This is a genomic window from Desulfovectis peckii (assembly GCF_055391705.1).
On sequence record NZ_AP042409.1, the window covers coordinates 1,131,472 to 1,150,808 of the forward strand.

Below are 19,337 nucleotides of genomic sequence, written 5' to 3' on the forward strand. Positions count from 1 at the left end.
CCTTTCAAAATCTAAATATTCTTAAAACAATTATACAATTAACTATAATATTTCACAAAGTATAATTGACATGGCTTTTTAAAGGTGAAGGACAGCTCAGGTTTCATAAAGTAGCTGAACCGTCCCTGTGCTTTACTTTTTTTCCTTCCTTTAGTCCCTCCAGGCGGGGATTTAAAATAACCAAATCACCCGGTTTTAAGCCTTCTTTAATAGCTGTTTCTTGCTTTGTTTGAAAACCGGTGACCACAGGTTGAAGATGTGCTTTCCCCCGGCGAACAACCCAAATTGCGGTACCGTCTTTATAAGGAAATAAAGCCGTTTTGGGAACTACCAGTTGATTTGCTCTTTTTTCGGTGGTAAATTCTACATCCAGTTTGGCCCCGGGTATTAAGGTAACGCCTTTAGGAGGGGAAAAATCAATAACTACTTTTACTCTTTGTTCTTCCACACCTAAGGCGGAAAGTCTTTCGGTCGCCGTAGGTGAAATTTCCTTAATCTTACCGGAAAAAGTAATATCTTCTTTATCGTTGCCCCTTAGAATTAAAGATACCGACATACCTTCCCGGAGGGAGGCTGCGTCTTCAGTGAGAACGAAGGTTTCTACCTGATAAACATTTTTTTGCACGATAGTCATTAAGGGTTCGCTCATGTTTGCCGGCTCCCCTGTTTTACAGTTTAGGTTGGCAACAACTCCGTTAATAGGGGCGGTAATGGTTGATTGGTTAATTTGGTATTCAAGTTGGGCAATTTGCGCATTAATGGCCGCGGCTTTTCCTGCGTAATATTGATTAGTTCCCCCTGAAGAAGCGGAGGATTGTTTTAAAAGCTGTAAGGTTTCTTTTTTCTGATTTAAGCTTATCTTGGTTTTTTCTACCAACTTTTGCCTATCTTCCAGTTCTTTTTTGGTCACGGCATCAGCTTTATATAATTCTTCCGTCCTCTTTAGATTGGTTTCATAATCAGCCAAATCTAACTCCAGCTGCCGAATTTCTCCTTCTAATTCTTTAACGGTTTGGGTTCGCTCTCCTTGAAGACTGAGCAGCTGGCCTTGCAGTTGTTCCAGTTGGTACTGTAACTCCGCGGTATCTAAGACAGCCAGTACATCCCCTGCTTTAACTTCTTGCCCCTCTTTTACAGGCAGTTCAATTATTTGGGCACTGTTTAACGGGTAGATGGGTTGTTCTATTTGGGGAACGACGGTGCCTTCTTCTTTAAAAGTATTAGCTATTGTTGTGGGCTGTACTGCCAATAGCTCTGTTTCTAAGCCGCGATTTAAATTAATCAATGTAAACGTTAAAATTAAAATTAACCCTAATCCACCCCATATTAGCTTCCATTTGCTTTTCAAGAACTGCTCCCTCCTACTCTCTTTCTTTCAGCACTTCAACTAAACTTAATTTTTTTATCTTTCTGGCGGCCGCTTGCTGAGCCAGCCAGATGGAAACAACAGTAATGATCAGGGCCAGTAAGTAAGATGTAGAACTGATGATCACCGGCATGGTGAAAATATCGCTGTCTACAGCCTGAGCCATGCCGGCGAGCATTAACTTAGACAGAGGTATTCCGGCCAGCATGGCCCATAAAGCTAAAAACCACTGTTCAAAGGTAACTACGGACAGTACTTCTGAAGGCATCATGCCTAAAACCATCATCGAGGCCAATTCCCGGCTTCTTTCAGAAACTGCAATTACCGTAGAACTGTAAATAATAGTAAAGCCGATAACCACACCAATTAAGGCATAAATGTAAATCAGGCTGCCGTAAGAAGCCATCATTTCTTGTAATTTTTTGATGCTTTCGTCTTTTTCTTCAATGCTGCTGATTAAGGCACTGCCCCGGTATTTATCTTTTAGCGGGGTGATACTTTCTTTGTCTACGGCCAACATAAAGGAAGTGGCCAAAGGGCCCTGGTTAAGAAATTCCTGTAAAGCATCAATGTTCATATAAGCATTAATACCCACATACTGGGGGATAACGCCCCTTACTTCTATTTGCTTCGTGCTATCCCAATTCTCAATCAGCGGTGTATCTACACTAAGCATACTACCTACATCGGCATCAAGGAGGGAGGCCAGTCTTTCCGAAAGGAGGATGCCGTTCTCAGGTAATTCTACGCGGTTGCCCTCCGAGTCAAAAATGTTATAAAGCACACTTGTAGAAGGGATCCCTAAAATAACTACGTCCTTTTCCAACCATCGGTTTTTTAAAGTTACAGGAATTTCAGCCAAAGGCTCAACGTTGTTTACTCCCGGAAAGAAGGCCAACTCCCGGGATGCTTTTTCGTTCAAAGGCTGGCTTAAAGAAACCTTTAGGTCGTATACTTCTACTTTTTCGTACTGATCAAAGAGCATTTTTTGAATCAAGTCATTCATCGACCAGGTAAAAGCGACAATGGCAAAACAAAACATAATGCCGATGAAAATAAAGAGACTGCGCCCTTTATTGCGGGAAATATTGCGGACAGCCATCATACCTTGCACAGTTAGCATATTCCAAAAGAACGGAATTCTTTCCGGCAGTACTCGACCGCCGGAGGGAGGAGCGGGTGGACGCAATGCTTCAGCGGGCTGTAGTTTTAAAACATTTTTGCATCCCTGATACCCTGCCCCCACAGCAATGATTAAAGAAAGCATTATTCCTAACATGAAATACAAAAGGGAAAAACTTCCTGATGATACCGGCATATTAAAGAATACTTGGTATATGGAAGTAAAAGGACCGGCCAGAATAATGCCTAAAATACCTCCCGTACAGCTGCCCACTAAGGCGATTAAAGCGGGATAGGACAGGTAGTGAAGAAGAATTTCCCCCTCGGTGTAACCGAAGGCTTTAAGAATGCCGATTTGCCCCCGCTGCTGTTCGGTGAGTCTTTTTAAGGTAATATACAAAATCATGGCGGCTATGCCTAAAAACATTAGCGGCATGGCCTGGGCCATGGTTTCCAGATTAGTTATCTCCATTTCCAGCAGAGAATGACTTACCTGGTCTTTCCTGGGGATTAAACTGTGGAGACCGTATGGTTTCAATTTATGTTCTAAGGTATGCTCGATATCTTTAAATTCCACTCCCGGTTCTAAGGTAAAAACTAAATCGTTATAGGCTCCGGTAGCAAAGATATTTTCCATCACTTCAACAGGTATAAAGGCAATGCCGAAGGTCTCCGGGGTGGGATATAAGTCTGCAGCTGTACGCAAGGCATAGATAAATTCGGGGCTTTTTCCGTAACCGACTACAGTCAGCTCCCTTATTTTTCCGTTAGCTATTACCTCCAGCTTGTCGTTTAACTTTAAGTTATGGGCCTCAAAAAATTTATTATCCACCCATATATTCATAGTTTTATTACTCAGCGGAGTGCCTTCTTCCAAAAGAAAGTCATTTAAGGGGTTTTCTTTGTTCGGATCTATTGACACCAGGCGCAGATAGATGTTTTCTTGGCTTTTGGCCGATAAAACCTGAACATCTTTAACTATTCTGCCTTCAATTTGAGCGATGCCTTCGATACTTTGCAGGGCACTTATTGCATTAAAAGGTAAAGATTCTACCCGGGCAAAGCCATGGGCAAAGTTTTGCTCGGTGTAAAAAGTCTTCTGGGATTTTTTTAGGTTATCTACCACCGAGGAAAAAGCGGTAAAAACCATAATTCCGATAATCATTACTATGATACAGGCGAAATAAGTGCCTTTATTCTCCTTGAGATCGCGGAACATTTTCTTTGTCAGCATTACCAGGCCACCTTCTCGGGCGGAAGTGGACATGAGTTATTCTCAATTTTAACCAGGCGCCCGTCCTTTAAATAAAAAATACGGTCGGCAATCTGGGCAATTGCGGTATTATGGGTAATAACTACTACAGTTTTGCCATAGGAAGCGGAAAAATCTTTGAGCAGTTTTAACACTTGAATACTGGTAGCAAAGTCTAATGCGCCGGTAGGTTCATCGCACAGCATAATTTGAGGGTTTTTAGCCAGTGCTCTGGCCAGGGCAATTCGCTGTTGCTCACCTCCCGAAAGTTGTGAGGGGAAATGGTCAGCCCGCTCGGCAAGCCCTACCTTTTCCAGCAGTTCATCAACGGGCAGCGGGTCTTTCGCAATCTGGACAGCCAGGTTGATATTTTCATAGGCGGTTAAATTAGGCATTAAATTGTAAAACTGAAAAACAAAGCCTACATCATGGCGACGATAAAAGGTCAGTTCTTTATCGTCGGCTGTATGCAAAGGTTTATTGTGGTAATATAACTCACCCGAGCTGGCTTTGTCCATGCCACCGATAATATTGAGAAGGGTGCTCTTTCCGGAACCGCTGGGGCCCAACACCACTACCAGTTCCCCGGCGTATAGCTCAAAACTGGCCTCTTTTAAAGCTTCTACTTTTACTTCACCCATTTGGTAGGTCTTGGTTAAGTTTTTTGCCAGCATAATGGTTTCCATGGGGCTTCCTCCTTTGCAACAACCCCGGAGGGAAGAAGGGTGGTTTTCTCTTAGCATTTAGCGGTTTAACCCTGCTAATCCTTTGTATAATCTTAATCTAAAACAGTTCTCTTTTGCAACAATACTAAAGCCGGCGTTCAGAATTAACGCCGGCTTTAATATAAAGTTGGAGGATGTTTGTTGTCTGTTAGATGAACAAGTTCTCCGCCTTATATTTTAAATTTTTCTACGGAATTCTGCAGGTCATTGGCAATATCGGCCAAGTCCTGAGCAGAAGCACTCATTTGTTGAGTTGTAGCAGTGACTTGTTCGTTGTTGCCGGCGACCTGCGTCATGCTTTCGCTGGTTTGTTTAATGCCGTAAGCCAGGTCGTTAACGGCATTTACTACAACTTTTACCGCCTCTTGAATTTCATCTAATGCCTTGCCGGCAATTGCACTGTGATCTACACATTCCCTTTGTTTTTCAGCACAGATAACAATTACTTTGTTAATGCTATCAATCGAGCTTTCCACCTGTTCGATAATTTTGGCAATCTCTCCGGCGGAAGCCGAAGACTGTTCGGCAAGTTTCCTTACTTCATCTGCTACTACGGCAAATCCCTTTCCGTGCTCACCTGCTCTGGCCGCTTCAATGGCAGCGTTTAACGCCAGTAAGTTCGTTTGTTCGGCAATACCGGTAATAACATCGGTAATTTTGGCAACTTGAGAGGATAGCTTTGTTAAATCAAAAATCTCTGTCTGCAACCTCTCAGCATCCGCAACTAATTCGTTGATTGTGGTCGTTACCGCATCAACGGTTCTTGCCCCCTCACCTGCTTTTTCAGCCATTTGCTTCACTTTTTCTTCTGCTTTAATTACCATGTTATATCCGTTCTCTGCCGTTGCCGACACCTCACTTGTGGTACCGGCCACCTCTTCCATGGTCGCGCTGATTTCTTCACTGGCAGCGGCTAACTCTCTACTGTGAAAAACCAGGTTTTGAGCATTAACCGTTACCCCCTTAATCAGCCCGGCTAAACTTTCCGCCATTTCATTTATGCTGTTAGCCAGCCGGCCGATTTCATCACCGGATTTAATGCTAACTTTGTTTTGAAAATTGCCCTCAGCCAGCATTTTGACCTCTTTCTCCAATATGGCAATAGGCCTAATAATTACTCTGTTAGCCAAGCTTATTAATAAAAACAAGCCAACGGCAAGCAGCACTATACCGCTGATAACTATTAAAGACATTGCTCCTCTAATTAATGAAGCGGTAGCTTCCTTAGAAACACCTACAGCACACATTCCGACAATGTTGCCACTGCTGTCCTTTATCGGTTTGTAGGCAGTTTGATATAAACCGCTTACAAATACCGCTTCACCGTAATATTCTTTACCTTGTTTTAACACGATGTCTGCTAGTTCTTTCGATACCTTGGTACCTACTGCAATGGTGCCGTCATCATTTTTTAAGTTTGTTGCAATCCGGGTATCGCCTAAATATATAGTCACTATGTTATCGGTTAATTCGGCGATGCGATTCACAACGGTAAAGTTGTCATTCATTAAGTTATTACCTTTGTAAAGCCGATCACCTTCCAGCCGCCATGAGCCTGGATACCACTCATCGAACAATTCCTCAACCAGGGCCAAGTCACTTTTTGCTTTTTGTATTGCCGCACTGACGGCAACCTTTTGTGAAGATTGATATTGAATAATACCCATGACAATAACCATTAAAGACATAACAACAGCTACTAAAATGCTTAGCTTTAACCTTAATGAAGCCTTCATATATCTACCCCCTTATCTTATGTGAAATTTGGTGTTGTTTGCCGGCCATTATATTTGTACATTATCATTTTAACTTTTTAACTAACTAAAGTAATTAAGATAAAAAATACCCTCCATTAGGTCTATATCTCAATTGACGGTAAAAACAGTGTTTACCTTAAACTGATGACTTGCGCTTTATAAGGATAGTCCTTGTGAAAAATATCCTAAAATAATAAGCAAGATTATAAAATAAATGGTTATTTTTTTCAATACTTATTGACAAAATATTTGCTTTTATGGGATTAAAATATAAAAACTGCTGCCCAGTAAACTTTCGTTTACTAAGCAGCAGTCTCGGGTCGGGAACCTCCCGATAGTTTAACGCGGGCATCAACCGGAAGGTGTACAGCTTGCACCGTGCACTTCTCTTCTTTTTTCCAGCATCGCTTGGTTAATGGTGTAATTAACAGTATCCAGCAGTTCTTGAAACTTATTTTGAGATTCGTAAAATTCCCTGATGAGAGGATTTTCCAGCATTTTTGTTTCGTGAGCCTCAAATCTCTTAATATCCGCAGGAGTTAGCTGTTCGCCCTGCATTTGCTTTTCCTGATACTCCTTCTGTAGCTCCTGAAAGCTTTTTAGCAGCCGGCCGGCTTCCTTATCCTGCAGCATATTCTTCTCTTTAGCCTGAAGATCCTTAAATTCATCAGATTCGGCAATCTTTTTACCAAGTTCCAACGCCTTTTCCAAAATAGCCTGTGACATTATTTCACCCCCCCTGTTATATAATATCCCCATCCAAGTGCGTCAGACGGGCTGCGGTAATCTTAACGTTAACTATTTTTCCTATTAAATCAGGCTCTCCTTTAAAAACCACTAACTTATTGGTACGGGTTCTTCCCCCCATTTTTGAAGGATCATTTTTAGTCGGCCCTTCCACCAGCACTTCTTCGATTTTTCCAATATGCATTTGATTTTTTCTTAAGGTGATATCATTCTGAAGAGCAATCAACTGCTGAATGCGTTCCGTCTTTACTTCCTGGGGGACTTGATCAGGCATTTTAGCCGCCGGTGTTCCCTGCCGGATGTTATATACAAAAGTAAAGGCACTGTCATACTGCACCTGACGGACAATGTCTAAGGTATCAGCAAAATCTTCATCGGTTTCGCCCGGAAAGCCCACCATTATATCGGTGGTAATGCTGGCATTGGGCACTTTATCCCTAATTTTGTTAATTAGCTCTAAATACTGTTCGCGGGTGTAACCACGGTTCATTTTCTTTAAAATTCGGTTGCTGCCTGCCTGGATCGGCAGATGAATATGTTCGCACACTTTATCAGAGGCCGCAATGACATCAATCAGCCTGTCGGTGAAGTCTCTGGGATGAGATGTGGTATAGCGCAGGCGTACCAAGCCTTCCAGTTTATTTAAACGCCGTAGCAAATCTGCAAAATCAAAGGGCGGTGAAAACTCTTTACCGTAAGAATTAACATTTTGCCCCAGCAAGGTGATGTCTTTATAGCCTTGAGCAATCAGCTCTTTTACTTCTTGTTCAATGTCCTCCGGTCTGCGGCTGCGCTCCCGCCCGCGCACGTACGGCACGATACAGTAGGTGCAGAAGTTGTTGCAGCCGTACATTATTGTTACCCAAGCCTTTAAGCCCGATGCCCGCTTAACCGGCACCCCTTCCACCACAGAATCCGCATCAGACCATATTTCAAGCACGGTTTCTTGGCTTTGCTGCACTTGGGTAATTAAGCGCGGCAGCTCATGTATATTATGGGTGCCAAAAATTAAATCAACATGTGGAAAGCGCCTTTTGATATTGTTGCCCATGTCTTTTTGCTGGGGCAAACAACCACATACACCGATAATTAAGTTGGGGTTATTTTGTTTAAGAGTTCTCAGACGCCCCAATAAGCCCCATACCTTATTCTCTGCAGTTTCGCGAACACAGCAGGTTACCAATAAAATAATATCTGCTTCATTTTGTTCCTCGGTGCCGGTGTATCCCAGTTCTTCCAGCTGCCCGGCCAGTATTTCCGCATCATGCTCAGACATTTGGCAGCCAAATACTATAAGATGATATTTTCCCTTGCAGTTATGAACCATATTCTTCATCCTTTACCAAGGCAGTCTACTACATTATATCTAGTATGTACAAATGTTGTAAATAGTAAAAACAGAGATAGGTAAGCCGAAATTGGAAAGTTTAGTTAGGTTAGTGGTTATTGGCTAGAAGGTTGTATAGCTATAAAATGTCGTGGGGCTACGCACCGGCCCACTAAAGAAATGTTACAATATATGCAATTGCGGTAAAAGTCGCCAAGGCATTTGCGCTTCGCAAACACGCCGGCATATATAAATGAACGAGCTCCGCCGCCTCCGGACGGGCGGCCGTGTACTTTCATCGAAAGCATAAGGTCAAATGCCTTGGCGTCGTTGATCCATATGTCGTACAAATGGGCAAGCAGCTTCCCCGTACCTACCCCCTACCGATTGCACAGCACTGCCAAATCACGCAGTTTGGCGGCGGTGTCAGCGGTGAGGCTGGATTTGGAGAAACGCCACTGCCAGTTGCCGTTTGCTGTACCCGGATAATTCATCCGGGCATCACTGCCTAACCCCAGTACGTCCTGCAGCGGAATAATTACCCTGTTGGCAAAACTGTAATAGGCAATTTCAATAAACCGCCAGCAAATTTCCTGATCGGTCAGTGTACTGTCTATACCGAAGTATTTCTTTAAAAGCGGTTTTAACTTAGGATGATTGGCGGCAGCTTTTTGATACCATCCCAGGATGGTGTCGTTGTCATGAGTGCCGGTATAAACCACTAAGTTTTGTTCGTGATAGCAGGGAGAAAACTCCTCCACCGCTGCGCTTTCAAAAGCAAACTGCAGTACTTTCATTCCGGGAAAATTAAACTGTTCTTTCAGCTTGACCACTTCCGGCGTAATTATCCCTAAATCTTCGGCAATGACGGCAAAACCGTCGGGCCCTAAGTGTTCTTTTAATGCATTAAATAACTGCTCGCCGGGAGCTTTTACCCACCGGCCGTTAATGGCGGTTTTTTCGCCAAAAGGAACTTCCCAGTAAGCTTCAAATCCGCGGAAGTGATCAATGCGTATGATATCGACAAGTTTATAAAGGTTGCTGAATCTTTCTTTCCACCAGCGGAAATTATCAGCACTCATGGCCTCCCAATTATAGATGGGGTTGCCCCAAAGCTGGCCCGTTTCGCTGAAGTAATCCGGGGGTACGCCGGCCACTTTCAAGGGCAGGCCCTTTTCGTCCAGTTGATAGTAGTGTGGTTTTGACCAAGTATCACTGCTGTCATAAGAGACATAGATCGGCAAGTCCCCGATTATTTTTATTCCCTTAATATGGGCATACTGCTTTAAATCATGCCACTGGGTATAAAAAATAAACTGCAAAAACCGGTAATAGTCAATTTCCCGGTGCAGCATTTCCTGATAACGCCTAACCGCCCCTTCTTCTCTGGCGGCAATTGCTTTTTCCCACTTATTCCATGGCGCACCGTTAAAGTGGTTTTTCAAAGCCATAAACAAGCAGTAATCATCTAACCAATATTGATTGTCGTTGACAAATTCACGGTAAGCGGCCGAATCTTCCAAGTCGGCAAACCTTTGAAAGGCTTTCCGAAATAAACTATCTTTGTAGGTGCGCACCTGGTCAAAATGTACTTTTGCCTGATCAAATGCCGGTTTGTTCTTTACATCCGCGGAATCCAACAGCCCGGCGGATACTAATTTATCCGGACTAATCAGCAGTGGGTTGCCGGCAAAGGCAGATAAAGTAGCATAGGGTGAATCGCCGTATCCTACGGTATTTAACGGCAGTATCTGCCAAAGTTTCTGGCCGCCGGCAGCTAAAAAGTCGATAAAGTCGTATGCATCGTGGCCTAAATCCCCGATGCCGTACGGCGAAGGCAGTGAAGTTGGGTGAAGTAGAATGCCGCATTCCCTGTTAAGTTCCATGTTACCCCCTCATTACTCCTGCTTTATTAGAAGTTTTGCCGACAGTGGCGGCAGTGAAACATTTAGTACTCCGTCACATAAAACCAACTGTTTACCTTCGGTTAATAAATCGGTAAATAATCCTTCTTTTAGCCAGTGACTGATATCAAGGGTGACAGTTACACCGGTTTTCACATGGCGGTTAAACAGCACCAGTATAGTAGCATTTTCTTTCGGCTGATTAAACACATCCCGCCCGATATCTATTCTTCTCATATAGCCATAAACGTCGCCTCGGGCATAAACCGGTATCCATTCTCCGGTTCTTAAGGCGTCGTAACTGTTGCGCAGTTGAATAACCTTTTTATACCAATTTAACAACTCTTTGTTTTCCTTACCCCATGGGTAGGTGGCCCGGCAAAGGGGATCGCTGTAACCTTCCATTCCCGCTTCATCCCCGTAATAAATAGAAGGTACGCCGGGAAAGGTCATTTGGAACAAAGCCACCAGCTTTAACCTTTTTATGGCCAGTTCCCTTTTATCCGGCGGCAGCTTGTAACAGGCCTGTTGTTTTTTATCGATCTTGTCTTCCGGCGGCGCATCACCCAGCACCGTCAAAATGCGGGAAACATCGTGCGTGCCCACTAAATTCATCGTGCTGTAAAAATGCTCCCGCGGGTAATTCTCATATAAGCTCATCAGCCGGCGGTGAGTTTGATAAGCATCACATCTTCCCCGGAAAAAATCCACCACTATATTGCGGAAGGGATAGTTCATAACCGAATCCAACTCATCGCCAAGCAGATACTCGCGCATTTTGCCGTAGCTGATTTTATTGGAAGCGTCTTCCCAAACTTCGCCGATTAAAACCGACTCCGGATCGGTTTCTTTCATCACTTGTCTTATTGCTTTAATAAACTCATCGGGCAGTTCATCCGCTACATCCAGGCGCCAGCCTTTGGCTCCCATGCGCATCCAACGGCGAATTACACTGTCTTCATCGTAAATAATGAAATTTTGATAACTGGGTTCTAACTCATTGACATTAGGCAGGGTATCTATTCCCCACCAGCAATCGTAGTGATCCGGGTATTCATAAAAGGTATACCATGAATAGTATGGCGAGTCTTTGGATTGGTACGCCCCCAATCCGGGATAGCTACCTTCTTTATTGAAATAAATGCTGTCACTTCCGGTATGGCTGAACACGCCGTCAAGAATGATATAAATGCCCATTTCTTTTGCCTTTTGACAAAGCTCAATAAACAGATCGTTGTCGCCGTACATGGAATCGATTTTCTTATAATCGGCAGTGTCATACTTATGGCTGCTCGGCGCTTCAAAAATGGGGTTAAAGTATATCACGTTAATGCCCAGCTCTTTTAAATAGGGCAGTTTTTTCATGACACCAAGCAAATTGCCGCCAAAAAAGTCAAAACAAACCGTTTTGCCCGTTTCCGGGTCTTGGCGGTAGTAAGGCACTTCTTCCCAATGTTTGTAAATATAGCACTTCTTTTTGGTGGTCAGCAGCTGGCCGTCTTCGTGTCCGTTAAAAAAGCGGTCGACAAAAATTTGGTAGATAACCGACTCTTTAAACCAGTGCGGTGTAGACAAATCTTTACGGTATACGGTAATTTGAAAGGACGGCGGTTCGTGCAGATAAATCTCTCCTGTGCCGCCTAAATTGTCCCGGTTATTGCCGTAGTAATAGGTTTTTCCCTCTGATTGCACAATAAAGTAATACCACAGTGGCCCCGGTGTTTGCGGTGCCTTTATTTGAATTTGATAGATACTGTTTCCTTTAAAAGCTCCGCGCAGATACATGTTTAGTTTTTCTTCTTCGCGCCCGTTTTTCCACAGGCGAAGCACTACCTGCTCTACCGGTGCTGCGGCATCCAGTTGTAAACTAAGGGTTATTTTTTGGCCGCAGGGTACGGCACCAAAGGGGGTGCGAAAAAATAAGTCATGGGAATTATGTAATATCCAGTTAGCTTTCATCCAATCAACACCTTATTTAAATGGTCCTAAATATTGTATGAACAGCTACTTAACATTTTTCCCATAACTTTAAATTATAAAATACCCTTTTATTGGCAGTTAGATACTGCGGCCATAGTAATTGTAAAAGTGCTGCCCTCGTTTACTTTGCTGTTTACTTCTATTTTGGCACCATGTTGCTCGGCAATCCATGCGGCAATAGATAAACCAAGCCCGGTGCCGCCGACCGGCCGGGCGGTATCAGCCCGGTAAAATCTTTCAAAAATTGCCTGCCGTTCACTCTCTTTAATCCCGATTCCGGTATCGCTGACTATAATCCGCACTTCACCGGCACGGCAAGAGACCTTTAATTCAACCCGCCCGCCTTTCGGCGTAAATTTAAAGGCATTATCCAGTAAAATTAAAATCAGCTGCTTAAAATAGTCCGCATCGGCATTAATCAAAACATCTTCACATTCTTTATCCACACTGATGTTAAAAGTATGCTCTTCCGCCAGCACTTTCGCCTGGCGGCCGATTTGTTCAATCAGGGGCTTTAAAAGGAGGGGCTCAAGTTTTAAGGTTAAACCGGCATCAGCTTTGGCCAGTACTAACATATCGGTAACCATGCGGCTCATCCGCTCTGCCTCAGAAAGAACATCGGACAGTGCCTCGGCGGTAATGTCAGGATGCTCATCCCCCATCTTTTGAATCAGTTCAATATTGCCGCGAATAGTAGTTAATGGAGTGCGCAGCTCATGAGAAACGTCAGCCACAAACCGCTTTTGGGCCGCGTGGGACTCGGAAAGTTCCCGGTATGCGGTTTCAATACTGCTCAGCATTTTGTTTAGCGTTTCTACCAGGCGGCCTAATTCATCCTTTGGCCCTTGATGGGGAATGCGCTGATGGAAATTTAATTCGGTACGAATTAAATTTGCCGTTTTGGTTATTTCATCGATTGGCTTTAACGCTGCCCGGGCCAACAGCCAGCCGATGCTGGCGGCAGCAACAATAATCAGCCCACTGCATAACCAAAGCAGGGTGCGCAGTCTTTTTAAAGCCGCTTCAATGCCGGAAAAAGGTTGGCCTACCTGCAAAAGGCCAACCACCTTGTTATCGGCAATCAACGGGTAATTATAAATGCGGATTCTTTGGTCGCCGGCCTGCACCCACTCATAAAAACCGGCGCCTTTACTGCCGCGGGCAATGGTTTCTTCCGTCAGCGGCAAACTTTGATTGCCTAAGTTATTTGATCTCGCTACCAGGCGGCCGTAGTTGTCTACCACCTGTAAGTAGGTATTGGGGTAGGCAAAAACATCAACATCAGGCAGGACAATTTTCTGCCCGGATATTATGGTCGGTCCGACAACTTTAATGGAGCGGACAACACCCTGGGCCCGCCCGGCCAGTTCTTTGTCTATTTCCTGAGCCATGCTGTAACTGAGAAAGAGGTAAATAATTACCGAGAAAGACGCCAATGTCAGGCCGACAACGACACTGTACCAAAGGGTGAGTTTTAATCTAATAGACATTTATTTTTACTCCCTCAACACATAGCCTACTCCGCGCACCGTATGAATTAAGCGGGGGCGATTGTTTTTCTCCAACTTTTGGCGCAGCATGTTGATGTATACTTCTAAAACATTAGAACTGCCGGTATAGTCTATGCCCCACAGGCGATCGATAATTTTGTCGCGGGTCAGTACTTGATTTGGGTGCTCCATAAAAAGCCTCAGCATATCGTATTCCTTGGCGGAAAGGGATATTAAATCCCCCCCTCGCCGCACTTCCCTTTTTTCTAAGTCCATTTTTAAATCCACAAACTGCAGTACGCTGTTTTTAGAGCTTTTGCGGCGCAGCAAGGCGCGAACGCGGGCCAGCAGTTCTTCCAAGGCAAAGGGCTTAACCAGGTAATCATCTGCCCCTAAATTAAGCCCTTTTACTCTGCTTTCTACTTCATCTTTGGCACTTAAAATTAAAATCGGAATGACATTATCTTGACAAAAGTTTAGGCAAAAGTCCCACCCGTCAAAGCCCGGCATCATAATATCTAAAATAATTAGTTCCGGGGGATTTTCCCGGGCCATTTTCAAACCGGTATAGCCGTCGTTAGCCACCTGCACGGTGTACCCCTCATAGGTCAGCGCCCGATTAAGCAGGGCGGTGATTTTCGGATCATCGTCAATTACCAGTATTCTGGAGCTCATTTACCGCACCCCGTTCTTTAGCTTTTACTGCCCATTATTATATCAATGTTTTGGGTTTTGCCGCCACGGGAAATGTAAACCGGTACTTTATCCCCCGGCTGGGTTGCGGCTACGGCATCCATTAAATCCTGCGGGGTGCTGAGGGATTTGTTGTTAAATTTTAAAATAACATCACCGGTAATAATGCCCGCTTTATCAGCGGCACTGCCTTTTTCTACACCGGCAACCAATACACCCTTATTATCCTGGGTTGCTTGAATGCTTACCCCCAGATACGGATGATCAACACTGCCCTTGGTCACCAGCTGGTTGTACACTGACGCAGCCGTAGAAGAGGGAATGGCAAACCCAATACCCTGGGCACTGGCGTTAACCGCCGTGTTCACGCCGATTACCCGGCCGTTTAAATCAATTAGCGGGCCGCCGGAGTTACCCGGGTTAATTGAGGCATCGGTTTGCAGCAAGTTTTGGAAGCGTCGATTTTCAATGGTAACCGGTCGTCCCTTGGCACTGATTACCCCTACCGTTACTGTGTGATCCAGCCCGTAGGGGTTGCCGATGGCAATTACCCAATCGCCTACCCGCACCTTATCAGAATTGCCAAATTCTAATGCCGGCAATTTCTCTTTGGCGTCAATTTTAATTACCGCCAAATCCAGCTTTTCATCAGCGGCAACTAACTGCGCCGGATAAGTTTTGTTGGTGGAAAGAACAACGTTAATTTCCGTCGCGCCCTCAATGACGTGCTCATTGGTGACAATATAGCCCTCTTCAGACACTATAAAACCCGAACCTAACCCCGTTCTTACCTGGGTTGACGAGCGCGGCAGCTGATCGCCGAAAAACTCTCTAAAGAATGGGTCGTTTAAAAACGGGTTGTCGTAGTATACGGTAGATTTAACCACCGTTTCAATTTTAACCACACTGGGAGCGACTTTTTCTACCACATCGGCGATATCCGCCGGCCGAATCACCCCTGCTTCGGCAAGTGCGGGAGTATCGTTAATACTTACCGTGTGCTGTTGGGGGTAAGTCCACTCCCAACCGACCAAGGCCACTACCGCTAGCAGTAATAGGCCTGCTGTGATTACTGTCGGTTTTTTCCACCACCGCCTATTGTTCGCATCCATATTTATATCCCCTCCTAAAATTTAAATGCTTTTAGTGTTAAATTTATTTTAGTAATCGTACCTTAAAAGAACATTAAAAAACCCGGGAAAATTTTTATTTTCCCGGGTCATTCATTAGACACTGATACAAATTAATATACTGTTTTGCCGAAGTCCGCCAGCTGTAGTCGCACTGCATGGCCTGTTTTACAATGCTCTGCCAAATATCTTTTTGATGATAGAAGCGAACCGCCCTTTGAACGGTAAACAGCATTTCATGTGCGTTGTAGTTGGCAAAGCTAAAGCCGTTACCTTCGCCGGTGTACTCGTTGAATGAACGCACGGTATCTTTTAAACCGCCGGTTTCCCGGACGATCGGTACACAGCCGTAGCGCAAAGCAATCATTTGGCCTATGCCGCAAGGTTCAAACAGTGACGGCATTAGGTAAATGTCCGCGGCGGCATAAATTCGGTGGGCCAATGGTTCCCGGTAATCTAAAATTACAGCCAGTTTATCCGGGTATTTTTCGGCGGCATAAGTAAATAAATTTTCAAACCTCTGCTCGCCGGAACCCATGATCACCATTTGGATATCCAGTACCGCCAGCAGTTCTTCCAAAACATGGGCCAGCAAATCCAGCCCCTTTTGCGTCACCAGGCGAGAAACCATCGCCATTAAAGGCACATCTGCCCGCTGCGGAAGTCCCAGTTTTTGCTGCAGCTGCAACTTATTTTCCGCCTTTTTTTCCAAGGCGCTATCGGCGCCGTACCGGGCAAAAATATGGGGGTCGGTTTCCGGATTGTAAACCTCATAATCAATGCCGTTTAAAATGCCGTACAAGTTATTTTGCCGCTGCCTTAACAAACCCTCCAGCCTTTCGCCGAAATAGGGGGTTTGAATTTCTAAGGCATAGGTGGGGCTGACAGTAGTGATTATATCGGAGTAAATAATGCCGGCCTTCATCAAGTTTACCATGCCGTAAAATTCCAGACCGTCTATGGTAAAGTATTCATCCCCCAGGCCCAGCACATCGCCTAAGATGTTTTTGCTAAATACCCCTTGATATTTGAGATTATGAATGGTAAACATGGTGCGGATGTTTTCTGCGTAAGAGCAGCGGCGCAGATATAATGGGGCCAATGCTGCATGCCAATCGTGACAGTGCAGTATTTGGGGGGTAAAATCCAGTTGCGGCAGCGCCTCTACCACCGCCCGGCAAAAAAAGGCGTAGCGTTCCCCATCGTCGCCATAGCCGTATATCCCCTGCCGCTTATAGTAGTACTCATTGTCAATAAAATAAAAGGGCACGCCATGATACTCCAGGTACTCAATGCCGCAGTACTGCCTGCGCCAAGCAAGCCTTACGGTTAATCTTTTTTTTAGTGTCATTTTATTTTTATATTCGGCAGCCATATCCCCATGTTTCGGTATTACCACTCTTACGTCAACCTTTTGCCTGCGCAGTTCCTTCGGCAGCGAGCCGATCACTTCCGCCAAGCCTCCGGTACGCACAAAGGGGGCCGCTTCCGCCGCCACAATCAGCACTTGCAATTTCTTCACCTTCTGTCATACTGTTGCCTGTTTATCAATTAAAACAGGATAGTTTTTATTACCCAAAAGTTGTGTTTCCGCAGAAACACATACTTCTTTGTCGGTAATTACGTTTTTTAGTACCGCATTTTCCGCTATTTCCGTTTGCTGCATAATAATACTGTCTTTTACGTACGCGCCTTTACGCACTTTAACATTGTTGAAAAGAATGCTGTTTTCTACCGTCCCTTCAATCACGCAGCCGTTGGCCACCAGTGAATTTTTAACCCGGCAGCCCGGAAGGTATTTCGCCGGGGCGGCGTCTTTTACTTTGCTATAAATCTGTCCGGGGTGGAAAAACAACTGCTTCCATACCTGATATTTAAGCAGCTGCATGCTGTGGCGGTAATAACTTTCTACGGAATTAATCCGGGCACAATAATCAACAAACCGATAACCATATACCCGCAGCATGCCGATGTTTTTCAGTAATCCATCCCTTATCAAATCATTGCAGCCGCCGGAAAAACAGGCTTCAATTAAATCAATCAGCAGCGCTTTTTCCATGATATACATATTTAAAGAAACTTTATGGTCGCTGATTTTACCGGGATTTACTTCGATATCAGTTACCCGGCCGTCTGCCCCCACTTTTACCCTGGCAGCATTGGCAAAATCTTTTTGCTGCTCTCCTGTAATTTCTTTATAAATCAAAGTGATGTCGGCATTGTTTTTTATGTGAAATTCTAACGCCCGGTGAAAATCGGTGTTGCAGATAATATTGCCTCCCGCTATCAGCACGTATTTTTGGCGGCTTTTATGTAAATAATCCAGGTTGTTGTAAAAGCTTTGCCAGCTTCCTTTGTCTGCACCTTGATGATCGGGAGGAAAAATAAACAAACCGTCCCGCTTGCGGTCTAAATCCCACTCTTTGCCGGATCTCAAATGATCAATCAATGAACGGTGCTTGTTTTGGGTCAGCACGGCGATATTTTGCATGCCGGAATTAACCATGCTGGACAAGACAAAATCAATCACCCGGTAACGCCCGCCAAAAGGCACCGCCGCCAGCGGGCGATGCCGCGTTAAACTGCCTAAGGAATCTTCACTTTCCAGCAAATTGATAATTCCCATCACATTATTCATAAAAATTGCTCCTTTTACATCCCCGTGCTTAGCACGGCATCGGCGATAATAACCTCATTTTCACCCACTAGGGTAATGCCGCTGTTAATCTTCCTTTTTCGCCGGGCATTAATTCCTACCCGGCTGTAACTCGCCACTGTTGCCCCTTCACAGACAATAGCGCGATAAACCTTGGCCTGCGCCCCAATTTTGGCATCAGGCAAAATGACGGATTCAACTACTTCCGCACCTTCACCCACATAAGCCCCGTTAAACAAAACAGAATGCCTTACTTTACCGGCTACCATACAGCCCTCACTGACAATTGAATTGATCACTTCCGCTTTCGGCGATATATACTGCGGCGGCAATGCCGGGCAGGCGGAGTAAATGGGCCACTTTGGGTCGTGAAGATCTAACTGCGGCGGTGAATTTAGCAAATCCATATTTGCCTGCCACAAACTTTCCACCGTACCGACATCCTTCCAATAGCCTTTAAAGGGATAGGCATACATCCTTTGGCCGCTTTTCAACATTTTGGGAATGATATTTTTACCGAAGTCATTGCTGGAATGGCAGTCTTGTTCATCTGCCGCCAAGTAAAGTTTTAACAGCGGCCAATTAAAGATATAAATGCCCATTGACGCTAAATTGCTTTTTGGCTGCCGCGGCTTTTCTTCAAATTCCACAATTCTGCCGTCAGGCATTGTACTTAAAATGCCAAATCGGCTTGCTTCCGCCGGTGCTACTTCAATTACCGCAATGGTGGCATCCGCCGCCTTCTCTTTGTGATATTCAAGCATTAAGGAATAATCCATTTTATAAATGTGATCTCCGGACAGCACGAGAACATAATCCGGTTGGTAAAGATCCACAAAATTTATGTTTTGATAAACCGCATTGGCAGTACCCTTGTACCATTCCCCGCCTTTTTCTCTAACAAAAGGCGGCAGCAGTACTACCCCTCCGTTTTTACGATCTAAATCCCAAGGGGAGCCAATGCCGATATAGGAATTTAAAACCAGCGGTTGATACTGGGTCAGCACCCCTACCGTATCTATACCGGAATTAAAGCAGTTGCTTAAGGTGAAATCAATAATGCGGTATTTGCCGCCAAAAGGCAGAGCGGGTTTAGCCAGTTGCTTGGTCAGTACCCCCAGCCTGCTCCCCTGACCGCCGGCAAGCAACATGGCAATACATTCCTTTTTGCGCAAATATCCCACCTCC

General features: G+C 44.7%; 14 protein-coding genes. All 14 read right to left on the reverse strand.

Features of this window, described 5'->3' with window-relative positions; translation table 11 throughout:
* Positions 1–103 precede the first annotated feature (103 nt).
* A complete protein-coding gene (locus ACZ5NG_RS05690) occupies positions 104–1,348 on the reverse strand; it encodes an efflux RND transporter periplasmic adaptor subunit (protein WP_464253017.1) in 1,245 nt (414 codons plus the stop codon).
* A gap of 13 nt (positions 1,349–1,361) precedes the next feature.
* The gene (locus ACZ5NG_RS05695; RefSeq protein ID WP_464253018.1) at positions 1,362–3,722 is read right to left on the reverse strand and encodes an ABC transporter permease; all 2,361 of its coding nucleotides are present in this window, start codon (positions 3,720–3,722) and stop codon (positions 1,362–1,364) included.
* Entirely contained in the window at positions 3,722–4,426 is a 705-nt protein-coding gene (locus ACZ5NG_RS05700; RefSeq protein WP_464253019.1) for an ABC transporter ATP-binding protein, read from the reverse strand. The genes ACZ5NG_RS05695 and ACZ5NG_RS05700 overlap by 1 nt, the downstream gene beginning before the upstream one ends.
* Positions 4,427–4,635: 209 nt before the next feature.
* Positions 4,636–6,201 (reverse strand): methyl-accepting chemotaxis protein, encoded by a 1,566-nt coding sequence (locus ACZ5NG_RS05705; RefSeq protein ID WP_464253020.1) that lies wholly within the window; start codon positions 6,199–6,201, stop codon positions 4,636–4,638.
* Positions 6,202–6,573: 372 nt separating this feature from the next.
* The gene (locus ACZ5NG_RS05710; RefSeq protein WP_464253021.1) at positions 6,574–6,948 is read right to left on the reverse strand and encodes a YlbF/YmcA family competence regulator; all 375 of its coding nucleotides are present in this window, start codon (positions 6,946–6,948) and stop codon (positions 6,574–6,576) included.
* A gap of 16 nt (positions 6,949–6,964) precedes the next feature.
* Positions 6,965–8,296, reverse strand: a complete 1,332-nt coding sequence (gene miaB, locus ACZ5NG_RS05715) for a tRNA (N6-isopentenyl adenosine(37)-C2)-methylthiotransferase MiaB (RefSeq protein ID WP_464253022.1) — start codon at positions 8,294–8,296, stop codon at positions 6,965–6,967.
* Between the two features lie 380 nt (positions 8,297–8,676).
* Positions 8,677–10,182 (reverse strand): 4-alpha-glucanotransferase, encoded by a 1,506-nt coding sequence (gene malQ, locus ACZ5NG_RS05720; RefSeq protein WP_464253023.1) that lies wholly within the window; start codon positions 10,180–10,182, stop codon positions 8,677–8,679.
* Positions 10,183–10,194: 12 nt separating this feature from the next.
* Positions 10,195–12,159, reverse strand: a complete 1,965-nt coding sequence (locus ACZ5NG_RS05725) for a glycoside hydrolase family 13 protein (RefSeq protein ID WP_464253024.1) — start codon at positions 12,157–12,159, stop codon at positions 10,195–10,197.
* Positions 12,160–12,248: 89 nt separating this feature from the next.
* A complete protein-coding gene (locus ACZ5NG_RS05730; protein ID WP_464253025.1) occupies positions 12,249–13,670 on the reverse strand; it encodes a sensor histidine kinase in 1,422 nt (473 codons plus the stop codon).
* A gap of 6 nt (positions 13,671–13,676) precedes the next feature.
* Entirely contained in the window at positions 13,677–14,345 is a 669-nt protein-coding gene (locus ACZ5NG_RS05735) for a response regulator transcription factor (protein WP_464253026.1), read from the reverse strand.
* A gap of 17 nt (positions 14,346–14,362) precedes the next feature.
* Positions 14,363–15,475: a trypsin-like peptidase domain-containing protein gene (locus tag ACZ5NG_RS05740; protein ID WP_464253027.1), complete on the reverse strand. Its 1,113-nt coding sequence runs from the start codon at positions 15,473–15,475 to the stop codon at positions 14,363–14,365.
* Between the two features lie 94 nt (positions 15,476–15,569).
* Positions 15,570–17,006, reverse strand: coding sequence for a glycogen synthase GlgA (glgA, locus tag ACZ5NG_RS05745; protein WP_464253028.1), 1,437 nt, complete (start codon positions 17,004–17,006; stop codon positions 15,570–15,572).
* A 15-nt stretch (positions 17,007–17,021) separates the two neighbouring features.
* On the reverse strand, positions 17,022–18,131 hold the full coding sequence (gene glgD / locus ACZ5NG_RS05750) for a glucose-1-phosphate adenylyltransferase subunit GlgD (protein WP_464253029.1): 1,110 nt from the start codon (positions 18,129–18,131) through the stop codon (positions 17,022–17,024).
* A 14-nt stretch (positions 18,132–18,145) separates the two neighbouring features.
* Positions 18,146–19,324 carry a glucose-1-phosphate adenylyltransferase gene (locus tag ACZ5NG_RS05755; RefSeq protein ID WP_464253030.1) on the reverse strand — a complete coding sequence of 393 codons (1,179 nt, stop codon included), beginning with the start codon at positions 19,322–19,324 and terminating at the stop codon, positions 18,146–18,148.
* Positions 19,325–19,337: the final 13 nt, after the last annotated feature.